This window comes from Vibrio sp. S12_S33, from assembly GCF_963889785.1.
In the GTDB taxonomy this organism is placed as follows: Bacteria; Pseudomonadota; Gammaproteobacteria; order Enterobacterales; family Vibrionaceae; genus Vibrio; species Vibrio aestuarianus.
In genome coordinates, this window is record NZ_CAWPQZ010000027.1 from 26279 (window position 1) to 43175 (window position 16897).

The 16897-nt window shown below is 41.5% G+C and carries 15 protein-coding genes; 7 read left to right on the top strand and 8 right to left on the bottom strand.

Annotated features, from left to right (window positions below; genetic code table 11):
* Window positions 1-26: 26 nt before the first annotated feature.
* From yccS to AACW06_RS12830, 5 genes are all read left to right on the top strand, one after another.
* The gene (yccS, locus tag AACW06_RS12810) at window positions 27-2180 is read left to right on the top strand and encodes a YccS family putative transporter (RefSeq protein ID WP_192075350.1); all 2154 of its coding nucleotides are present in this window, start codon (window positions 27-29) and stop codon (window positions 2178-2180) included.
* A gap of 429 nt (window positions 2181-2609) precedes the next feature.
* Complete coding sequence (locus tag AACW06_RS12815) at window positions 2610-2897, top strand: hypothetical protein (protein ID WP_192075351.1); 288 nt, start codon at window positions 2610-2612, stop codon at window positions 2895-2897.
* A gap of 119 nt (window positions 2898-3016) precedes the next feature.
* Window positions 3017-4276 (top strand): hydroxymethylglutaryl-CoA reductase, encoded by a 1260-nt coding sequence (locus AACW06_RS12820; RefSeq protein ID WP_192075352.1) that lies wholly within the window; start codon window positions 3017-3019, stop codon window positions 4274-4276.
* A gap of 202 nt (window positions 4277-4478) precedes the next feature.
* A complete protein-coding gene (gene glpD, locus AACW06_RS12825) occupies window positions 4479-6014 on the top strand; it encodes a glycerol-3-phosphate dehydrogenase (RefSeq protein ID WP_443263424.1) in 1536 nt (511 codons plus the stop codon).
* Between the two features lie 127 nt (window positions 6015-6141).
* Window positions 6142-6822 carry a PilZ domain-containing protein gene (locus AACW06_RS12830; protein ID WP_192075354.1) on the top strand — a complete coding sequence of 227 codons (681 nt, stop codon included), beginning with the start codon at window positions 6142-6144 and terminating at the stop codon, window positions 6820-6822.
* Here the strand turns inward: AACW06_RS12830 and luxQ are convergent.
* From luxQ to AACW06_RS12860, 6 genes are all read right to left on the bottom strand, one after another.
* The gene (gene luxQ, locus AACW06_RS12835) at window positions 6799-9363 is read right to left on the bottom strand and encodes a quorum-sensing autoinducer 2 sensor kinase/phosphatase LuxQ (protein ID WP_192075355.1); all 2565 of its coding nucleotides are present in this window, start codon (window positions 9361-9363) and stop codon (window positions 6799-6801) included. The genes AACW06_RS12830 and luxQ overlap by 24 nt on opposite strands.
* A 14-nt stretch (window positions 9364-9377) precedes the next feature.
* Window positions 9378-10478, bottom strand: coding sequence for an autoinducer 2-binding periplasmic protein LuxP (locus AACW06_RS12840; protein WP_192075356.1), 1101 nt, complete (start codon window positions 10476-10478; stop codon window positions 9378-9380).
* Window positions 10479-10694: 216 nt separating this feature from the next.
* A complete protein-coding gene (traF, locus tag AACW06_RS12845) occupies window positions 10695-11846 on the bottom strand; it encodes a conjugal transfer protein TraF (protein WP_192075368.1) in 1152 nt (383 codons plus the stop codon).
* A gap of 93 nt (window positions 11847-11939) precedes the next feature.
* Window positions 11940-12245, bottom strand: coding sequence for a GIY-YIG nuclease family protein (locus AACW06_RS12850; RefSeq protein WP_192075357.1), 306 nt, complete (start codon window positions 12243-12245; stop codon window positions 11940-11942).
* A 3-nt stretch (window positions 12246-12248) separates the two neighbouring features.
* The gene (locus tag AACW06_RS12855; RefSeq protein ID WP_192075358.1) at window positions 12249-12902 is read right to left on the bottom strand and encodes a YceH family protein; all 654 of its coding nucleotides are present in this window, start codon (window positions 12900-12902) and stop codon (window positions 12249-12251) included.
* A 45-nt stretch (window positions 12903-12947) separates the two neighbouring features.
* Entirely contained in the window at window positions 12948-13145 is a 198-nt protein-coding gene (locus AACW06_RS12860; RefSeq protein WP_053310547.1) for a hypothetical protein, read from the bottom strand.
* A gap of 188 nt (window positions 13146-13333) precedes the next feature.
* On the opposite strand from AACW06_RS12860, the gene AACW06_RS12865 reads away from it, so the two are divergent.
* Both AACW06_RS12865 and AACW06_RS12870 read left to right on the top strand, forming a co-directional pair.
* On the top strand, window positions 13334-13651 hold the full coding sequence (locus AACW06_RS12865) for a DUF496 family protein (RefSeq protein ID WP_053310546.1): 318 nt from the start codon (window positions 13334-13336) through the stop codon (window positions 13649-13651).
* 314 nt (window positions 13652-13965) lie between these two features.
* Complete coding sequence (locus AACW06_RS12870) at window positions 13966-14217, top strand: YgjV family protein (RefSeq protein WP_192075369.1); 252 nt, start codon at window positions 13966-13968, stop codon at window positions 14215-14217.
* A 125-nt stretch (window positions 14218-14342) separates the two neighbouring features.
* Here AACW06_RS12870 and glpK read toward each other — a convergent pair whose 3' ends face one another.
* Both glpK and AACW06_RS12880 read right to left on the bottom strand, forming a co-directional pair.
* Window positions 14343-15860 (bottom strand): glycerol kinase GlpK, encoded by a 1518-nt coding sequence (gene glpK, locus AACW06_RS12875; protein WP_192075359.1) that lies wholly within the window; start codon window positions 15858-15860, stop codon window positions 14343-14345.
* Between the two features lie 60 nt (window positions 15861-15920).
* A complete protein-coding gene (locus tag AACW06_RS12880) occupies window positions 15921-16775 on the bottom strand; it encodes an MIP/aquaporin family protein (protein WP_192075360.1) in 855 nt (284 codons plus the stop codon).
* Window positions 16776-16897: the final 122 nt, after the last annotated feature.

A 16897-nucleotide genomic window follows, 5' to 3' on the forward strand; every position in this document is an offset into this window, starting at 1 on the left:
TTTTTATTTTTATATGTTGAATAACCGTGCAGCTCTCAAGCAAATTGCGTCTACATTGGGCGAACAAAACTGTCAATTACAGCATTCTTATACTCCTCACCCTATTAGGGGTGGTGATACCAGCTTGGCATTTCGACTTAAATACTTGGATAACACCGCTTATGCTTGGTGTTATTGCAGCGGCATTGGCGGAAAGTGACGACAGTTTCACTGGTAGGATAAAGTCACTAACACTGATTTTTATCTGTTTTGCGATTGCGGCGTTTTCGGTCGAATTTTTGTTTCATACACCAATCTTGTTCGCTATTGGGCTTTTTATCTCAACCTTTGGCTTTATCATTCTCGGAGCTATTGGTCCTCGTTATGCCAGTATTGCATTTGGTTCGCTACTCATTGCTATTTACACCATGCTGGGCGCGCATCAAAGCGTTAACCTCTGGTTCCAACCCGTGCTGCTATTAACTGGAGCGGCTTGGTACTATTTTATGTCGATGATTTGGCACATCATTTGGCCAATGCAACCGGTACAACAAAGCTTAGCCAACGTATTTTTGCAACTAGCGAACTACCTTGAGTCGAAAAGTCATCTATTTCATCCAGTATCAGACTTAGTTCCACAGCCGCATCGTATTGCCGAAGCGAATCTAAATGCTGCGACTGTCACCGCTTTAAACCAATGTAAAGCAACGCTATTAAGTCGTTCAAAACGTGGGCATATTGATGGCGCTAGCGACCGTTTTCTAAATATCTATTTCTTAGCGCAAGATATCCATGAGCGTGTCAGCTCGACCCACTACCGCTATCAAGAATTAGCTGAGCATTTCGGGCGAACAGACGTTCTGTTTCGTTTTAAATATTTATTGGAAACCCAAGCTACTGCATGTCGCGACATTGCCCAATCTATCCAACTGGGTCGCAGCTATCAGCACCGTTCAGAATCCGTTATCGCGTTGGACGAATTACAAAGTTCACTCAATCACCTGCAAGAGCAAAAACGTTCAGACTGGCGCATGCTGCTTGCTCAGTTAGGTTACCTATTCAATAACTTAGCAACAGTAGAAAAACAGCTGAGCAACGTCAGTAATCCAGATATAAACAAGCCAGAAGAGGGCGTGCTAGATGATACTGAAGCGCATACATTGAAAGCGATGTGGTTGCGGGTAAAAGCTAATTTCAATAAAGATTCGATGTTATTTCGCCATGCCTTGCGTATGTCTATCGCACTGACTATTGGCTATGCCATTATCCAAGGTTTTAATATTGAGCGAGGCTATTGGATCTTACTGACCACTCTATTTGTCTGCCAACCAAACTATTCGGCAACACGTCAAAAACTCGCTGCTCGTATTATCGGGACGCTGGCTGGCCTATTTATCGGCGTGTTACTACTCACCTTGTTTCCCTCACAAGAAAGTCAATTGGTCTTTATCGTTTTATCTGGCGTGATGTTCTTTGCTTTCCGGCTTAATAATTACGGATACGCTACCGGTTTCATTACCCTGTTGGTTTTGTTTTGTTTCAATCAATTGGGTGAAGGTTACGCGGTAGTACTGCCAAGGCTGGCTGATACGTTAATCGGCTGTGCATTAGCCGTTGCCGCAGTCGTCATAATTTTGCCAGACTGGCAATCCAAACGGTTACACAAAGTGATGGCTGAAGCGATAGATGCCAACAAAACGTATTTAGGGCAAATCATTGGGCAGTACCGCATCGGTAAAAAAGACAGCTTGAGCTATCGAATTTCCCGCCGAAATGCTCATAACCAAGATGCAAACTTAACAGCAGCCATCAGTAATATGCTGGCAGAACCGGGAAAATATAGAGCCGCTGTCGATGAAAGTTTCCGTTTTCTTACCTTAAACCACGCACTGTTGAGCTACATTTCAGCACTCGGTGCTCACCGAACGTGCATTGAAGATAAAATAACCCATCAATTAGTTTTAGAAACGCACCGCGTTATTCACCGTCATTTAGAAATATTGCATAAGCAACTGTACGAGCATTGTGATGCATGTGATACCAGTGATATTGAAGATTCAGGATTAGAAAAAAGATTATCTGAATGGCGCGAAGAAGACGAAAATTCAGCCAGAATGGTACTCCAACAATTGCACCTTATTTACCGTATGCTTCCGGAGCTTCACTCGTTAGCCAGTAAATTCGCCGTAAGAGTCAACTAACACTCTGTCACAAAAAGTAAGAGCGCCTCTAGTTAAGTGCGCTCTTACTTTTTCCTTGTTGTAAACTGACATTGTTCGGACAAAAAGACACCTATCCACCAATAACCTAGATTAAGAAATTTCTTACAGACGCAGTGCAATGAAAGGAAATCAAGCTTATAGCAACCATAAGGACAATCATTTTTTCCCGGGGAAAGCCCCTATGACACATGTACAGTTTGAATCTTTAAAATCACAGTTGCATCACTTGAACCCTCAACAACTGAGATCATTACAAAATGAAATCCAAAATTCATTTGAGAAAAGTTATGACATCTTACTAACTGATGAAGAGATAAATGTCATTTCGAGCTTATTTCGCAACTAATAGCACAGCTTGCTAAAATAGCAAACCAGACTTATGCTTGTAAGAGCAACGAGGGTGAGTCTATGGCAATATCAGCAGTTCATTCGGGTTATCAAATACTCAATCAGTCAGAAAAAATGGCTGATGAAGCGGCGCGTGAAATTAATATAGAGAAAGAGATCTCTCCCGTTGGTAAAGCCGATCAAGCCCTTTCTTTCAACAAAATCGAATATACAAGACCACCAGAAAAACCGCCTCAAGTAGATAGCTTAGTCAAATTAAATCAAGCAACCCAATACAACCGCATTGGTACTAATGTCATTCAGCGAGATCAAGATATGATTGGTTCTCTGCTAGACATCCAAGTATAGCTTTCACCTCTCTCAAAAAATTAACATCCCGAGCAATAAACTGTAAGAGAAATTGAGTAGCCGTTGTGTTTACGCGCTTGATTAGTACAATGCTTGAAAATTCTTTACGACGATTCGCAATGCCTAAGTTAAATCTGCATCGACGAGACTATGTATCTGTTTTGGGTAATGACGTTTCTGCTCAACAATTAGAGCAAAAACTTCAGCAAAATATAGCCCGTCCGGCACTGAAATTAACCCCAAGTCCTTATCTTACCGAGAAAAATGTACATCGCCGTTGGCAAGTACTTGATGAGCGAACGAACAAATCAGCGTTATTTGACCCTTCAACAGCACAAGATATGTTGTGCTATAGCAAAAATATCGAACATTTTATTGGTACAGTCAAAGTTCCGGTGGGTATTGCAGGCCCATTACGAGTAAATGGCTTGTTTGCCACAGATGATTATCTAGTCCCATTAGCCACAACAGAAGCCGCTTTGGTTGCTTCCTACAACCGTGGAGCCAACCTCATCACCGCAGCTGGTGGCGCTAGTGCTATGTTACTCAATGAAGGAGTAACTCGAACTCCCGGTTTCGCTTTCTATAACCTGGTTGAAGCTGGTCAATTTGTCGCATGGCTAGTGACACAATATGATTATTTTAAGCAAATAGCAGAATCGACTACTTCACACGGCAAACTCACTGATATCAACGTCAATATTGAGGGCAATCATGTCTACCTTGTGTTTGAATTTTTAACAGGCGATGCGTCTGGTCAAAATATGGTAACCATTGCTACCAATGCCGTATTTCAAACCATTTTAGCCACAACACCTATCGCGCCAGAATATGCGTTTCTTGATGGCAATTTATCGGGTGACAAAAAAGCAAATAGCCAAACTTTGCGCAGTGTACGAGGTAAAAAAGTAACGGCTGAAATTCACCTATCAGCATCTTTAATCAACAAGTATCTACATACTACCCCACAAGCCATGATGCAGTTTGGTCAAATGACAACTGTTGGTGGTGCACTCAGCGGAACCATTGGCATTAACGCTCATTATGCCAACGCCCTTGCCGCTCTTTATATTGCATGTGGGCAAGATGCCGCATGTGTTGCTGAATCAGCGGTGGGCATGACTCGTATGGAAGTCGATAAAAATGGCGATTTATATGCTAGCGTAACGCTGCCAAATTTGATGATAGGAACCGTTGGGGGCGGAACTGGCCTACCAAGCCAAAAAGCGTGTTTAGATATTCTCGGTCTGCATGGCACAGGGCAATCACAAGCGCTAGCAGAAGTTGCAGCAGCACTTTGCTTAGCTGGTGAACTTTCTATTGTCGGCGCATTTTGCGCCGGGCATTTCTCACGCGCGCACCACAAACTCGCTCGCTAACAAACTAGCGCCCTCACGCTTTCAGTACTTATTTTTATCAGGCCCTGCCATTACGCAGGGCCTTTTTTATATTTCGGATTTAATTCAAACAATGATCAAGATCAAAATAAAAACACAAAAAACTAACCAAAACACTCACTTTATGTTTTCATACGAACATTAAAGAATAAAAACGAAAACAAAGGCATGCTCAATGAACAACATTTCTGTTTCAAACCCTAATGATAATGAATATGATGTGCTTGATCTTATTGTTGTGGGGGGGGGTATCAACGGTGCTGGTATTGCGACTGATGCAGCCGGTCGTGGACTGAAAGTTGGCTTATATGAAGCACAAGACTTTGCCAGCGCAACATCGTCAGCCAGTTCAAAACTCATTCATGGTGGCTTGAGATACCTTGAGCACTATGAATTTCGCCTTGTAGGAGAAGCCTTAGCAGAACGAGAGGTTTTACTCAGTAAAGCACCGCATATTGCCAGACCAATGCGTTTTCGTCTGCCACACCGTCCTTTTTTAAGGCCAGCATGGATGATTCGCGCTGGCTTGTTTCTCTACGATCATTTGGGCAAACGAACATCACTTCCTGCGAGTAAAAAAATAACCTTGGAAGCTGGCAGTGTGACAAAACCTGACATGAAAGTGGGTTTTGAGTACTCAGACTGCTGGGTAGATGATGCACGTTTAGTTGTGCTAAATGCGATGCAAGCTCGTGAACTCGGTTCTGAGGTAAGAAATTATTGCCGAGTTGAATCAGCCAAACGTGTCGGTGACTTGTGGCAGGTCAGCTTGTTTGATGAAAGAACGCAGACCCATTTTGTGCGTCAAAGTCACGCTTTAGTCAATGCGACTGGGCCATGGGTAAAGCAGTTTATTGATGATAAAATTGATATTAAATCACCTTATGGCATTCGATTGATTAAAGGTTCACATATCATCGTGCCGAAAATACACGATGAAGAGCAAGCTTACATTTTACAAAATGAAGACAAGCGGATCGTCTTTGTCGTTCCATATCTTGATCAATACTCAATGATTGGTACAACAGATGTCGAATACCAAGGCGACCCCCGTCAGGTGGCTATTAATGGCGAAGAAAAGCGCTACTTATTGGAAGTCGTCAACAAGCACTTTGTGCACCAAATTGAGTTAGAAGATATAGTTGCTGACTTTAGTGGCGTTCGACCACTTTGTGATGATGAATCTGACTCACCACAAGCGATCACTCGTGACTATACTTTGTCTCTTGATCAATCTGCTGATAACGCGCCTCTGCTATCCATTTTTGGTGGCAAACTAACCACTTATCGTAAGCTAGCCGAATCGGCAATGGGCCATTTAAAACCATTTTTCAATCAAATGTCCGGCAGTTGGACCGCTGATAAAGCACTCCCCGGCGGGGAAGATTTTTATCCAGCCCAACTGAGACAACATCTTGAACAACAGTTTCCACAACTAGAAAGCAGCACAATCAAACGCTGGGTCACCAATTATGGTAGCCATGTTAAAGTGATGCTTGATGGCGTTAATAGTGCAACAGAACTCGGTATAGATTTCGGTGAAGGTCTCTATCAACAAGAGGTCGATTATTTGGTCCACTACGAATTTGCGGCTACCGCCGAAGATATCGTCTGGCGTCGCAGTAAGTTAGGATTAACGTTAACCAAACCACAACTTCAACAGCTCGAAGATTATCTTGTTTATTTGCAGCAAGATAATGATAAACGCATCAGTGCCTGAAAAGGCAGATGATTTGACGCAAGCTCTTAGAAACCTCACATTCTAAGAGCTTTTTCCTTGATCTTAGTAGTTCAGAAATACATCACGAGTTATAGTTAACATATGTCAATGTAGAAGCGTGACGTCAATGCCGATACCAGATACAAACCTAATTGAGTTACTCCGACTTCTCAAACCCGGTATGAAAATGATGGCTAATATAGAATTCGGACCTAAAGATTCTTATAGCTTTTCAACCTCGGTTGTTGGATATAAGCGAGATCGCTATGCGTTGCTCGATATGCCAACCAAAGTGCAAGAAGACTTAATAATGCGCAAAATAGTCAATGTTCAAGTCACCCTTCGTGGCATTTGTGACACTGAGTTTGGTCATATTCTTGCGTTTAAATCGACAATCATTCGCTCGATGTCCAAACCTATTGGGTTATTTTTCATTCGCTTCCCCAACCACTTTGTGACCAAAGCAATTCGAGAGCATGAACGTTATAAATTGTCGCTTCCTGCTACGATTACTGACAATGAACGAAAAATAAAGGCAAAATTGGTCGACTTTTCCATTTCGGGGTGTGCTCTGTTTACCGCAACAACTCATGACTTAGAAAAAGAAATGATCATCAATGTGAAGTCAGCTTTAACGCCATTATTACCTAGTGATTTAACCAGTCAAATCATCAACATTCACTCTCACGAGAATGGATTTTTGGTTGGTGTAAAGTTCACACAACCAATTGAGATGACACCAGAGCTAAAACAAAAAGTGCTCGAACACTCTTTTATGGCAGGCTTAACTTCTCAGGTTACGATTTAAATTAACCCGTTGTTGCTGAAAGTGACTAAATGCAGCATGTAGTGCTTTTTCTTTGATCGGTTTGACGATCACATACTCTGCGCCAGCCTTAAGAAACGCTTCATTAGTTGACGGCATGCCATCGGCAGTACAAGCATAAACTGGCGTATCTAACCCCAATTCATACTTAATCAATTGTGTAGTCTCCACACCGCCTAAGTATGGTAGTTGGTTATCCATGAGAATAAGGTCTACCCTATGCTCCTTCAAATAATCAATTGCTTGTAGACCATCTTCAACCCAAATCACTTCCATCTTATATTTCTTGCAAAAAGCTTGGGCAATAAAAGCGTTGGTATGGTTATCTTCAACAAGTAAAACTTTGATCGTACTTTCAAACATGTTGCTTGGCAGTACGCTTTCAGCAGTAAACGCATCATGGGAGGCATGACCTAAGGTAAGTGGCAACTCAATATAAAACCGCGTCCCCACACCAAATTGACTTTCAACGCTGATGCAACCACCTAACATCTCAACCAAGCTCTTCACTATCGCAAGCCCTAAACCGCTTCCTCCATATTCACGAGTTGTATTCGATTCTGCTTGCATAAAGGGCTCAAAAATTGATTCAAGATCTTGTTCTTTAATGCCAATGCCAGTATCAGACAAAGCAATGTGCAGACAATCTAAATCGTCGACTTGCTTTTGAAGAAACTCGATGTAAATAGAGCCTTTATGGGTAAACTTGGTTGCATTATTTAATAAGTTAAAAAGAATTTGGTTTAAACGCACCTGATCACTATGGATAACCATATCTGCTGCAATATTTCCTTCGATCTTGAAGTCGATATTTTTCGCTACGCAAAGTGGACGGTAGATACTCTCAACCGCAGAAATCACTTCAACCAATTTAAAATCAGCCTCTTGAATCCTAAATTGACCTTGTTCAATTTTAGAAAAATCGAGGATATCATTGAGTACCGCCAGTAAATGTTCGCCACTATTGCATAGCACATCCACTTGCTCACGCTGCTCTTGGCTATGAACGGTTCGTTTGAGTAATTGTGATACCCCTAAAATACCATTTAATGGCGTTCGCAGTTCATGACTCATTTTTGCTAAGAATTCGGCACGAATTCTGGCCGTTTCTTCAGCCTCTTGCCTTGCAAGGCGACTCTGTTTGGCTGCTTCAGCAATGGTCGTAATATCCTGTCCTTGGGTAATGATCGATTCAATTTTTTGTTCAAACACTATTGGCGACAAATTCCAGCGGAAAACTTTATTCCCCACCTCTACATTCACTTCACGAAAAGTTTCTTCTTTCGCCGCTTGGCGTATTTTAGGTTGTAATTCCAATTGTAAAGCGTCAAATAGACACTCCTGACTCTCATTCAGGTGCATAAAATGCTTTTGTGCAGACGGATTCATTTTGATCGGTTGAGCGTCGATGTCCCATACAATAATGGGGGAAAGTGAGAAATTGAACAGATCTTCAAACTGCTTTTCTTGCTCAGACAGGAGCTTAAAAGTGTGCTCTAGCGTTCGTCCAAAATGATCAAATTCATAAATTTTAGAACCTGAAAATAGCTCATAACTACCGATTTCTGCCGCCTTATGGGTGTAAATCATCAAACTACTGATTTCGTTCTTAACTCGTCGGTGTAGCCACCAGCGAGTTAACACCGATATACACGCCATTGCAATTAAGGCGAAAACCATCCAAAAATAGAAATTATCGCGTAATTTAAGTACATTTTCATTACTTTGAACACTGAGCACATCAATATAAATAGGCACACCTTCAATCGTCAAATTAGTGCGACTAACGATAAGCTCTTCAAAATCATCTTGGTTGATGCTATCAGCGAACACATCATTTTCAGTGTAAATTTCATTGCCGTTGAGCGTTGAAGCTAAGATATTTTCACCAGCCGTAATGAGTAAGTTTTCTGAGTTACTGCCATCTCGTAATGTTTCAGCTAATATGAAATTATTATTCAACACAGTAGCAATATGCAGTAAACCAACCACTTCACCAGACACCAAATCAATAATTGGTGAACGCCTAGCCATCAAATAAATCGACCCGGACTTAATCATATGCCAGTTGCTACTGAGCGCAATCTTACGGGCCATTTTCGTTAAATCTAGTCGTGCTATACCATAAAATTGAGCGTTACCATCTTCCCATATCAACTCATCAACATTCGAAATAAAGCGAATATCTGGAGTATTGATAGGTTCAAGCTGATCTACTCCCAGAAAGTAGAGATCCAATAATTGATTACTGTCTTGGCGGATGGCTTTCACTAAATTAGCATTCTTTGCACTGCTATCTTGATTAATTTGTAACAATGAAAGTCGAAAATTAAACAGATTTTGAATCAAACTAGAAGTTTGTATTGCTGTTCGCTGTACTTCTTGAGCAATGATATTGCTGCTGATCTGATAGCTTTGAAATAACACACTCAACGTCAATATACCGATCACAGCAATAACCGACTTGGTAATCAGAGTGGCTATTTTCTGCTTTTTTTTAACGCTGCTAGATCTTAAACTCATCGTCAAATCAACCGTTAACGGTCTGAGTAACGAAATGCACGTTGTTTGAGCATTTCAATGTGCTGAGGTGGAACATCTTGGGTGACCATTTCAAAACCTCCCGAATATACTGTCGGAACGGACTTACCTTCTAGATCCCACTTGATGGCTTCAGCCATCGCAACACCTGTATCATCATTGATACGCATCACAGTGACATCAAGCGTTCCATTTTGTATCGCTTCTAGTTCAGCCGATCCCCCACCCCAACCGTTTAATTTAATATCTTCTCTATGGTGAAGTTTCAAAGCATCCATAGCTCCTAATGCTACATCAGTAGCACAAGCGTATATAAAGTCTATGCTTGGTGTTTTTTCAAGAAGAGCCATGGTGGCATCAAACGCACTCTCGCGAGTTGCCTTGGTATAAAAGGAAGAGACTAACTGATAGTTATCATCGTGGGTCATTTCTTGAATAAACGTATCACCGCGAGCATCACTTACATATCCTTCAGAAAAATAAAGCACAGCATAAGATCCTTGAGCCGGTATTGCTTGCTTATAATAATCCGCTAGCTGCATTGCGCCCGTTTTATGATCAAACCCCACATACATAAAAGGTTGTCTATCAGCCCAGCTTTTCAACGGTGTGGTGATGTTTTGTAATATGATTTTAGTTTTTTTAGCACTTTGAATTTGCTCAATAAACTTACGGTGGCGAGTGGTGTCGAGGGTGAAAATCAAATAATCGGACTTATTTTTAATCGCCTCCATCAAAGAAAGACTTTGTTGCCGAACATCTACATTAGGGCGCGTAAATACCTGATTAAGTTGATAATTAATGCCTAATTCATCTAATCGCATTTCAAATGCTTTGATATTACGGATCCAATAATCAGAAACTTGCTGTCCAGGGTACACGACCGAAATATTAACTGGCTTGGTTTGCTTTTTAGAAAGTGGGATCGGAGCATGACTGACCGTTTCAGTCATCTTGTTAGTTAAAATTTTTTGCTCTGGATTCAGATCCAAAAACTCTTGATACTGCCAGTAACCATTTAAAGGTTGAGCAGAAGCCTGAGCCGTCATCAGTAATGCAAAACTTAAGACTAAAAAATTGAGCAAAATTTTTTTCATGGAATTCTCTATACCAGATTCAGAATTTAAACAAATAATGATCGACTTAACCCTGATAAAATATACAAACGCTGCTGTTTTATATTTCACAAAACAAAATACAGCATATCATATTGATTATCAAACATGTGTTATACAAATGATAGTGCAAGCCTTCAAAAAAACTGGCTTACACTGATAACTGCTCAATTACCAAGCACCATTTATCCTATCAATTTAAAAGGTAAAAGCTAAATTACCTGAAATACCAAATTGGTTGTCTCCCGCGTAGTTACCTGCAAGATCAAAGCTCACTAAATCCCCCGGACTGATGCCAATACCAAAAGTAAACGCATCATCTAATGTATCTTCAAGATCCACTTTATAACCGGCTCGTAATTGCACCCAAGCCCAAGCATTCCCTTCTACCCCAAAACGTAGATATTGTGTGTCATCTTTTAGATTTTTGAATCGCTCTTGTTTAGTCGCATCGATGTCGATAGCAGCCGAAAATAATTCTGTGACGTATCCACCAGAAAAGGCAACCTGCGTATCAAGTTGATAGGTGCTGATACCATCAATAGTTTTCAACTCCTGAGCAAAAAGGTCCTTAACAGCGACACCAATACGGAAGTTACCTATGAGCCAAATAGCACCAAAATCGAGATTAAAAGCGTTATCGTTGGTTTCACTCTTATCATAATCTGACAAGTCAAAATCTTTGACCGAAACCGTTTGCTTGTAGGTTCTAAGCTGTTGAATTTTAGGGGTGATACCAAATGACAATTGCTGACCAGCCAGGCTATACATTTTAGCCATGGCCAAACCAAATTCAGAATAACCAAACGCAATTAAGTCAACTGTTGAGTTTTGGTAGCGGTTTTCAACTGCAGCGATACTGTCGCCACCATTGGCAGCAATGTCTGACCGAGAAATAACTTCAGCGTAGCCGTGTGCAAAAATATTCAGCGACAAAACATCGAGTGGAACAGCGACCGCCATGCCAGCACCGGCAGAAACCGCCAAAGGTTTATCATCAGCTAATTGATCTAGGTAACTGTTCAGTTGTGTGACATTACTCTGATTAGGGTTACTTGTGTTTTCGAAAGTCTTGATGCTGTCTTGTAAGTCGTCAATTGTTTCAAGGCTTTTGTCAGGATCTCTTGTAGTTGCACCAATTGCAGGGAAAAGTACACCAAAAGTATGGCGGTCACGGTAGACTGCAACCAGTGCTGGGTTATAAAACGGAGCAATTAAGTAATCCGCGGTTGTGACGCCAGTATTCCCCATGCCATTACCGCGCGCATCGGCCACTGTATTCACCGATTGTACAGATGCCGAAAACAATATAAGCGATGCTACCAAATACCATTTTTTGTATGTATCCATCATTATTAACCTTGTTTTAGTCGTCCTATGAACAAGGTTAATACAGTTTTACAATTCAGACACAAAATTAGAGGATGCTGCTCTCATTTTTACTTAGGAAGGGAGATCAATCGGGAAATAAAACGGTTCTTGGGTTATGACCAACTGTTCTTTTTGTCGTTTGTTGAGCTTTTTTATCGCTAGCTCAATTTTGAGAGCGTGGCTTTTACTGCCCCCTAAACTCTGTGACCACACCAATTGCAACGGCCCCTTGCCACGTAATGCCTTAGCACCTTTACCCGCTTGGTGCTGGGCGAAACGTCTTTTAATATCAGTCGTAATACCACAGTACAACGACTGATGACGAGTCCTAATCAAATACACCCACCAATTAGAACTCATATCGTGCGATTCAGGCATTGCTTAGATTAAACTTTCAACTAGCGTTCTTAGATCTTCCAATTCAGTTTTTAATGCATTAACTTCTTGCTCCAATTCATCAATGCGAGACGTATCAGTGTCAGTCGATACAACGCTATTAGCTTGTGAAAAAGCGTCTAAGTCAACTTCACCCGAAAACAAATGTTGGTAGCGTGACTCACGCTTACCAGCTTCACGAGGTAATTTTACGACCAAAGCTCCAGACTCACGGCTGGCTAGGCTATCCAGCACCGCTTCGACTTCTTTTACATCCGTAAAATGGCATAAACGAGCAGTACGAGTGCGTAATTCCCCTGGTGTTTGTGCCCCACGCAACAACATACAACAGACTAATCCAAGTTCTTGCTCCGTCAGTTTTAGATCACCAAATTCGGTGTTACAAAAACGGTGCTGAAATTTACTTACCCGGCTATTGAATGCACTTTCATCACTAACTAAACGACGAGCAACCAAGCCTTCAACGGCATCTTGTACCTCTGCATCGCTTAAAGATAATACTGGTTCACGGTTACTTTTTTGGTTACAAGCAGTGGTTAAACTATTGAGGGTTAATGGGTAATAATCCGGAGTTGTGACTTCTTTTTCGATCAAACAACCAATGATCCTTGCTTCAAGGGGAGAAAGCTCAATATTCATTATCATTTCCTTCTTCTAAGGGTGATTCCCTTATTATTACCACGCTCAATGCTCTAGCAACAGTGAAATACGGGTCACATTCCCATTTTCATCAATCATCACTATTTTAGCGCGGCTTAGCTCTAATTCAGTCATTTCTAGTTTTTCACGCTCACTAACATAAGCTTCGCGCAATTTGACATTATGATGTGACTCTTCTGGTGCGTACTCAATTTGTGGTACTACAATTTCTGAAAGTTGCATCTTTATATAATTACATTGTCATCTGAAGCGCACATCATATAGTGCAAAACCTTATCAGTACAATCACTAGTCGTTAGTGTGGCTATTTATTGGTCAAGTTAACGCTAGGATTGATCTAAAGACTGTTATGAGACCGCCCAATATGATTTAATCATTGGCAGTCTACATTTAAGCTAGGAAGAGAACTTATGAGTATTGTATTTGAAATCGTTAGCCAAGCTCGCCGTAAAAACAAGCTAAAGCGTGAACTGCTAGACAACGAAAAAAAAGTTCGTGACAACCGTAAAAGAGTAGAACTTTTAGAGAACCTACTTGATTACATCAAACCTAACATGACTTATCAGGAAATCATGGAAATCGTCACTAACATGAAAGCCGATTATGAAGATCGCGTTGATGATCACATCATTAAAAGTGCCGAGATTTCAAAAGAACGCCGTGACATCAGTCGTCGTATTAGCGAGCTGACCAATCAAGATAAACAGATGACACAAGGTAAGAAATAAAGCGAACACTTTTCTATCTTTTAAAGCCCGCTTTAATGCGGGTTTTTCTTTTTTTGAATAATTCACAAAATCAATCAATAATTATATCAACAAAACCTGTGATTATTTTTATGTGAAAGGCATTAAACGTTTGCGTAATCGCTAACCTTCACCGAACCTGATTTTGAGCCTTTCATCACAGATTAGCTATTGCTATATTTATACACAGTTAAACAATTATGACCATTCGAGGCAGGGAGCTTCCTCAATTATCTCACGACGAGAAGATTGGTACCGACACTGACACTGTTCGGCATATTAAAAAGGGTCAAATTATGGAAATGAACGTGATTGAAATTTTAGGTTATGCTGCTTCGATCATGGTAGCCATATCTCTCACTATGAAAGATATCGTTAAGCTACGTATTCTTAACTTCGTGGGTTGTGCGCTGTTTACCGCTTACGGCTTGATGATTGATGCATGGCCAGTCGTCTTAACCAATAGCTTTATCGCTTGTGTTAATGTCTACTTCCTGGTCAAAATGCAACAGGAAAAAAAAACAACTGAAGCGAAAAATGCCGCGTAAATAAGCAATAGAACGCATTTAAAATCAACGTGTAAAAAATGCTCTGCCTTAACAGGCAGAGCATTTTTATTTTAGTACCATTTAAAAAAGCCTCTAGAGGGGGACACATAAAGGCAATTAGGGGGTTATTCTTCGTCGTGTTCAGTTGCCCAGGCTTGTGCACAGTTCACAGCACGCTTCCAACCTCTATAACGACGTGCTCTTTTCTCTTCATCTTGATGAGGTATGAATGTCTGATCAATCACCGCTTTATTAGCTAACTCATCGAGACTTCCCCAGAAGCCAACCGCCAAACCAGCAAGATATGCAGCACCCAACGCTGTAACTTCGGTCACTTTAGGACGATGAACCTCTGTATCAAGCACATCCGCTTGGAACTGCATCAAGAAGTTATTAGCTACAGCACCACCATCAACACGCAGAGCAGACAGTTTAATACCCGAGTCGGCTTGCATTGCATCAAGTACATCACGAGTTTGATAAGCTACACTCTCTAGCGTGGCTCGGATGATATGATTCGAGTTAACACCACGCGTTAAACCAACAATCGTACCGCGGGCATAAGCATCCCAATATGGTGCACCAAGACCAGTAAAGGCTGGCACCACGTATACACCGTTAGAAGTGTCAACTTTGGTTGCGAAATATTCAGAATCATGGGCATCAGAAATCAGCTTCAGTTCATCACGTAGCCATTGAATCGAAGCGCCCCCCATGAACACCGCGCCTTCAAGCGCATATGCAGGCTCACCGGATGGCCCACAGGCTAACGTGGTTAACAAACCATTATGAGAAGTCACCTTCTCTTTACCAGTGTTCATCAATAAGAAACAGCCCGTTCCATAAGTATTCTTCGCCTGACCTGCTTCAACACACATTTGGCCATAAAGCGCTGCTTGTTGGTCACCAGCAATACCTGCAATTGGAATACGCGTACCACCAATACCACCAATGTTCGTTTGACCATAAACTTCAGAAGATTTTTTCACTTCAGGCATCATTGCGAGTGGGATATTAAACTCTTTTAAAATTTTCTCATCCCAATGCAACTTATTGATATTGAAAAGCATGGTACGTGATGCGTTGGTGTAGTCTGTGACATGGACACGCCCTTGAGTCATCTTCCATACTAGCCAGGTATCAATCGTACCGAACAACAGTTTGCCAGCTTCAGCATCTTCTCTTGCTCCTTCGACGTTATCCAAAATCCACTTCACTTTCGTGCCTGAGAAATATGGGTCTAACACAAGGCCTGTATTGTCACGAATGTACGCTTCCAAACCATCACGTTTTTTCAATTCTTCACAGATCGAAGCCGTGCGACGGCATTGCCAAACAATCGCGTTATAAACGGGTTTACCCGTTTCTTTGTTCCATACTACGGTAGTTTCACGTTGGTTGGTGATGCCAATACCTGCGATTTCATCGCTGCGAATACCAGCCTTACCAAGAGCTTCAACAAGCGTAGAACTTTGAGTTGCATAAATTTCTAGAGGATCGTGCTCAACCCACCCAGCTTGAGGGTAGATCTGAGTGAATTCACGCTGAGAAACACTCACAATGTTGGCATCGTGGTCCAACACAACAGCGCGTGAGCTGGTTGTACCTTGGTCTAAGGCAACAATGTATTTCTGCTCAGTCATGGTCGTTTCCTTATTTATTTCACGTTAATCGTTATATCGATTGTTATAGTCATTTTAATGTTAGATGTGTGCTTGCTCGCTTTCTTCTACATAATCACATTGATTTGGAATGGTGCAACCCACACCAACAACGGGTAGATAAGCACCAATGAATTTAGGGTATACCCAAGCGCCAAAACAGGCACCAGCGATTGGCGCTACAATAGGAACAATAAAGTATGGAATATCTTTAGCACCTGTCAGGGCGTAATCCCAACCGGCTAAGTAAGCAAATAATTTAGGGCCAAAGTCACGAGCAGGGTTCATCGCGAAACCAGTGAGTGGGCCTAATGAACCGCCGATGACCGCAATCAAAATACCAATAAGCAGTGGGTTCATCGCATTACGATGCGCACCGTTGTTTTCATCACCCAATGCCAAAATTGCAAACATTAATACAGCGGTTATGACAAATTCAACAGCGAGCGCACCAGTAAAGGAAAGAGAGGCATTTGGATAAGTAGAGAAAATTCCCGCAGTGGCTAGCGCTTCCTGGCTGCTACGTACAAAATTGTGTGCGATTTCGTAATCGGTAAAAAGGTTACTGTACAAGCCGTAAAGTAGCGCGGCAGAACAAAATGCACCAAACATTTGTGCGATAATGTAAGGGATAACTTTTGCTTTATCAAAGCCATGAAATGCAGCTAATGCGATAGTAACAGCCGGGTTAATGTGTGCGCCAGAAACCCCTGCAGTACAGTAGATAGCAATGGCGACGCCCAAGCCCCACATGATACTGATTTCCCATTGACCAAATTGCGCACCAGTTAGTACCAGCGCGGCAACACAGCCAACACCGAAAAAGATCAGCAATCCGGTACCGATAAACTCCGCGATACACTCTCCTAGAAGAGTATGTTGTTTTGTTCGAGTCATAGTAAGTGTCCTTGTTTATTTTTATGTACACGATTTCTGTGTGAGACATATTTTGCACACTTTTCGTATCGCGAAAATAAAAAATCAATATTTATGAGCGTTCGAGCACAATTTGTTACTTC

Coding starts and splice junctions, on each gene's coding strand:
- AACW06_RS12840 (WP_192075356.1), bottom strand. CDS start 10,478: ATGAAAAAAATTTTGCTCAATTTTTTAGTCTTAAGTTTTGCATTACTG.
- traF (WP_192075368.1), bottom strand. CDS start 11,846: ATGGATACATACAAAAAATGGTATTTGGTAGCATCGCTTATATTGTTT.
- AACW06_RS12865 (WP_053310546.1), top strand. CDS start 13,334: ATGAGTATTGTATTTGAAATCGTTAGCCAAGCTCGCCGTAAAAACAAG.
- AACW06_RS12850 (WP_192075357.1), bottom strand. CDS start 12,245: ATGCCTGAATCGCACGATATGAGTTCTAATTGGTGGGTGTATTTGATT.
- AACW06_RS12820 (WP_192075352.1), top strand. CDS start 3,017: ATGCCTAAGTTAAATCTGCATCGACGAGACTATGTATCTGTTTTGGGT.
- AACW06_RS12870 (WP_192075369.1), top strand. CDS start 13,966: ATGGAAATGAACGTGATTGAAATTTTAGGTTATGCTGCTTCGATCATG.
- AACW06_RS12880 (WP_192075360.1), bottom strand. CDS start 16,775: ATGACTCGAACAAAACAACATACTCTTCTAGGAGAGTGTATCGCGGAG.
- AACW06_RS12815 (WP_192075351.1), top strand. CDS start 2,610: ATGGCAATATCAGCAGTTCATTCGGGTTATCAAATACTCAATCAGTCA.
- AACW06_RS12860 (WP_053310547.1), bottom strand. CDS start 13,145: ATGCAACTTTCAGAAATTGTAGTACCACAAATTGAGTACGCACCAGAA.
- AACW06_RS12830 (WP_192075354.1), top strand. CDS start 6,142: ATGCCGATACCAGATACAAACCTAATTGAGTTACTCCGACTTCTCAAA.
- luxQ (WP_192075355.1), bottom strand. CDS start 9,363: ATGAGTTTAAGATCTAGCAGCGTTAAAAAAAAGCAGAAAATAGCCACT.
- AACW06_RS12855 (WP_192075358.1), bottom strand. CDS start 12,902: ATGAATATTGAGCTTTCTCCCCTTGAAGCAAGGATCATTGGTTGTTTG.
- glpK (WP_192075359.1), bottom strand. CDS start 15,860: ATGACTGAGCAGAAATACATTGTTGCCTTAGACCAAGGTACAACCAGC.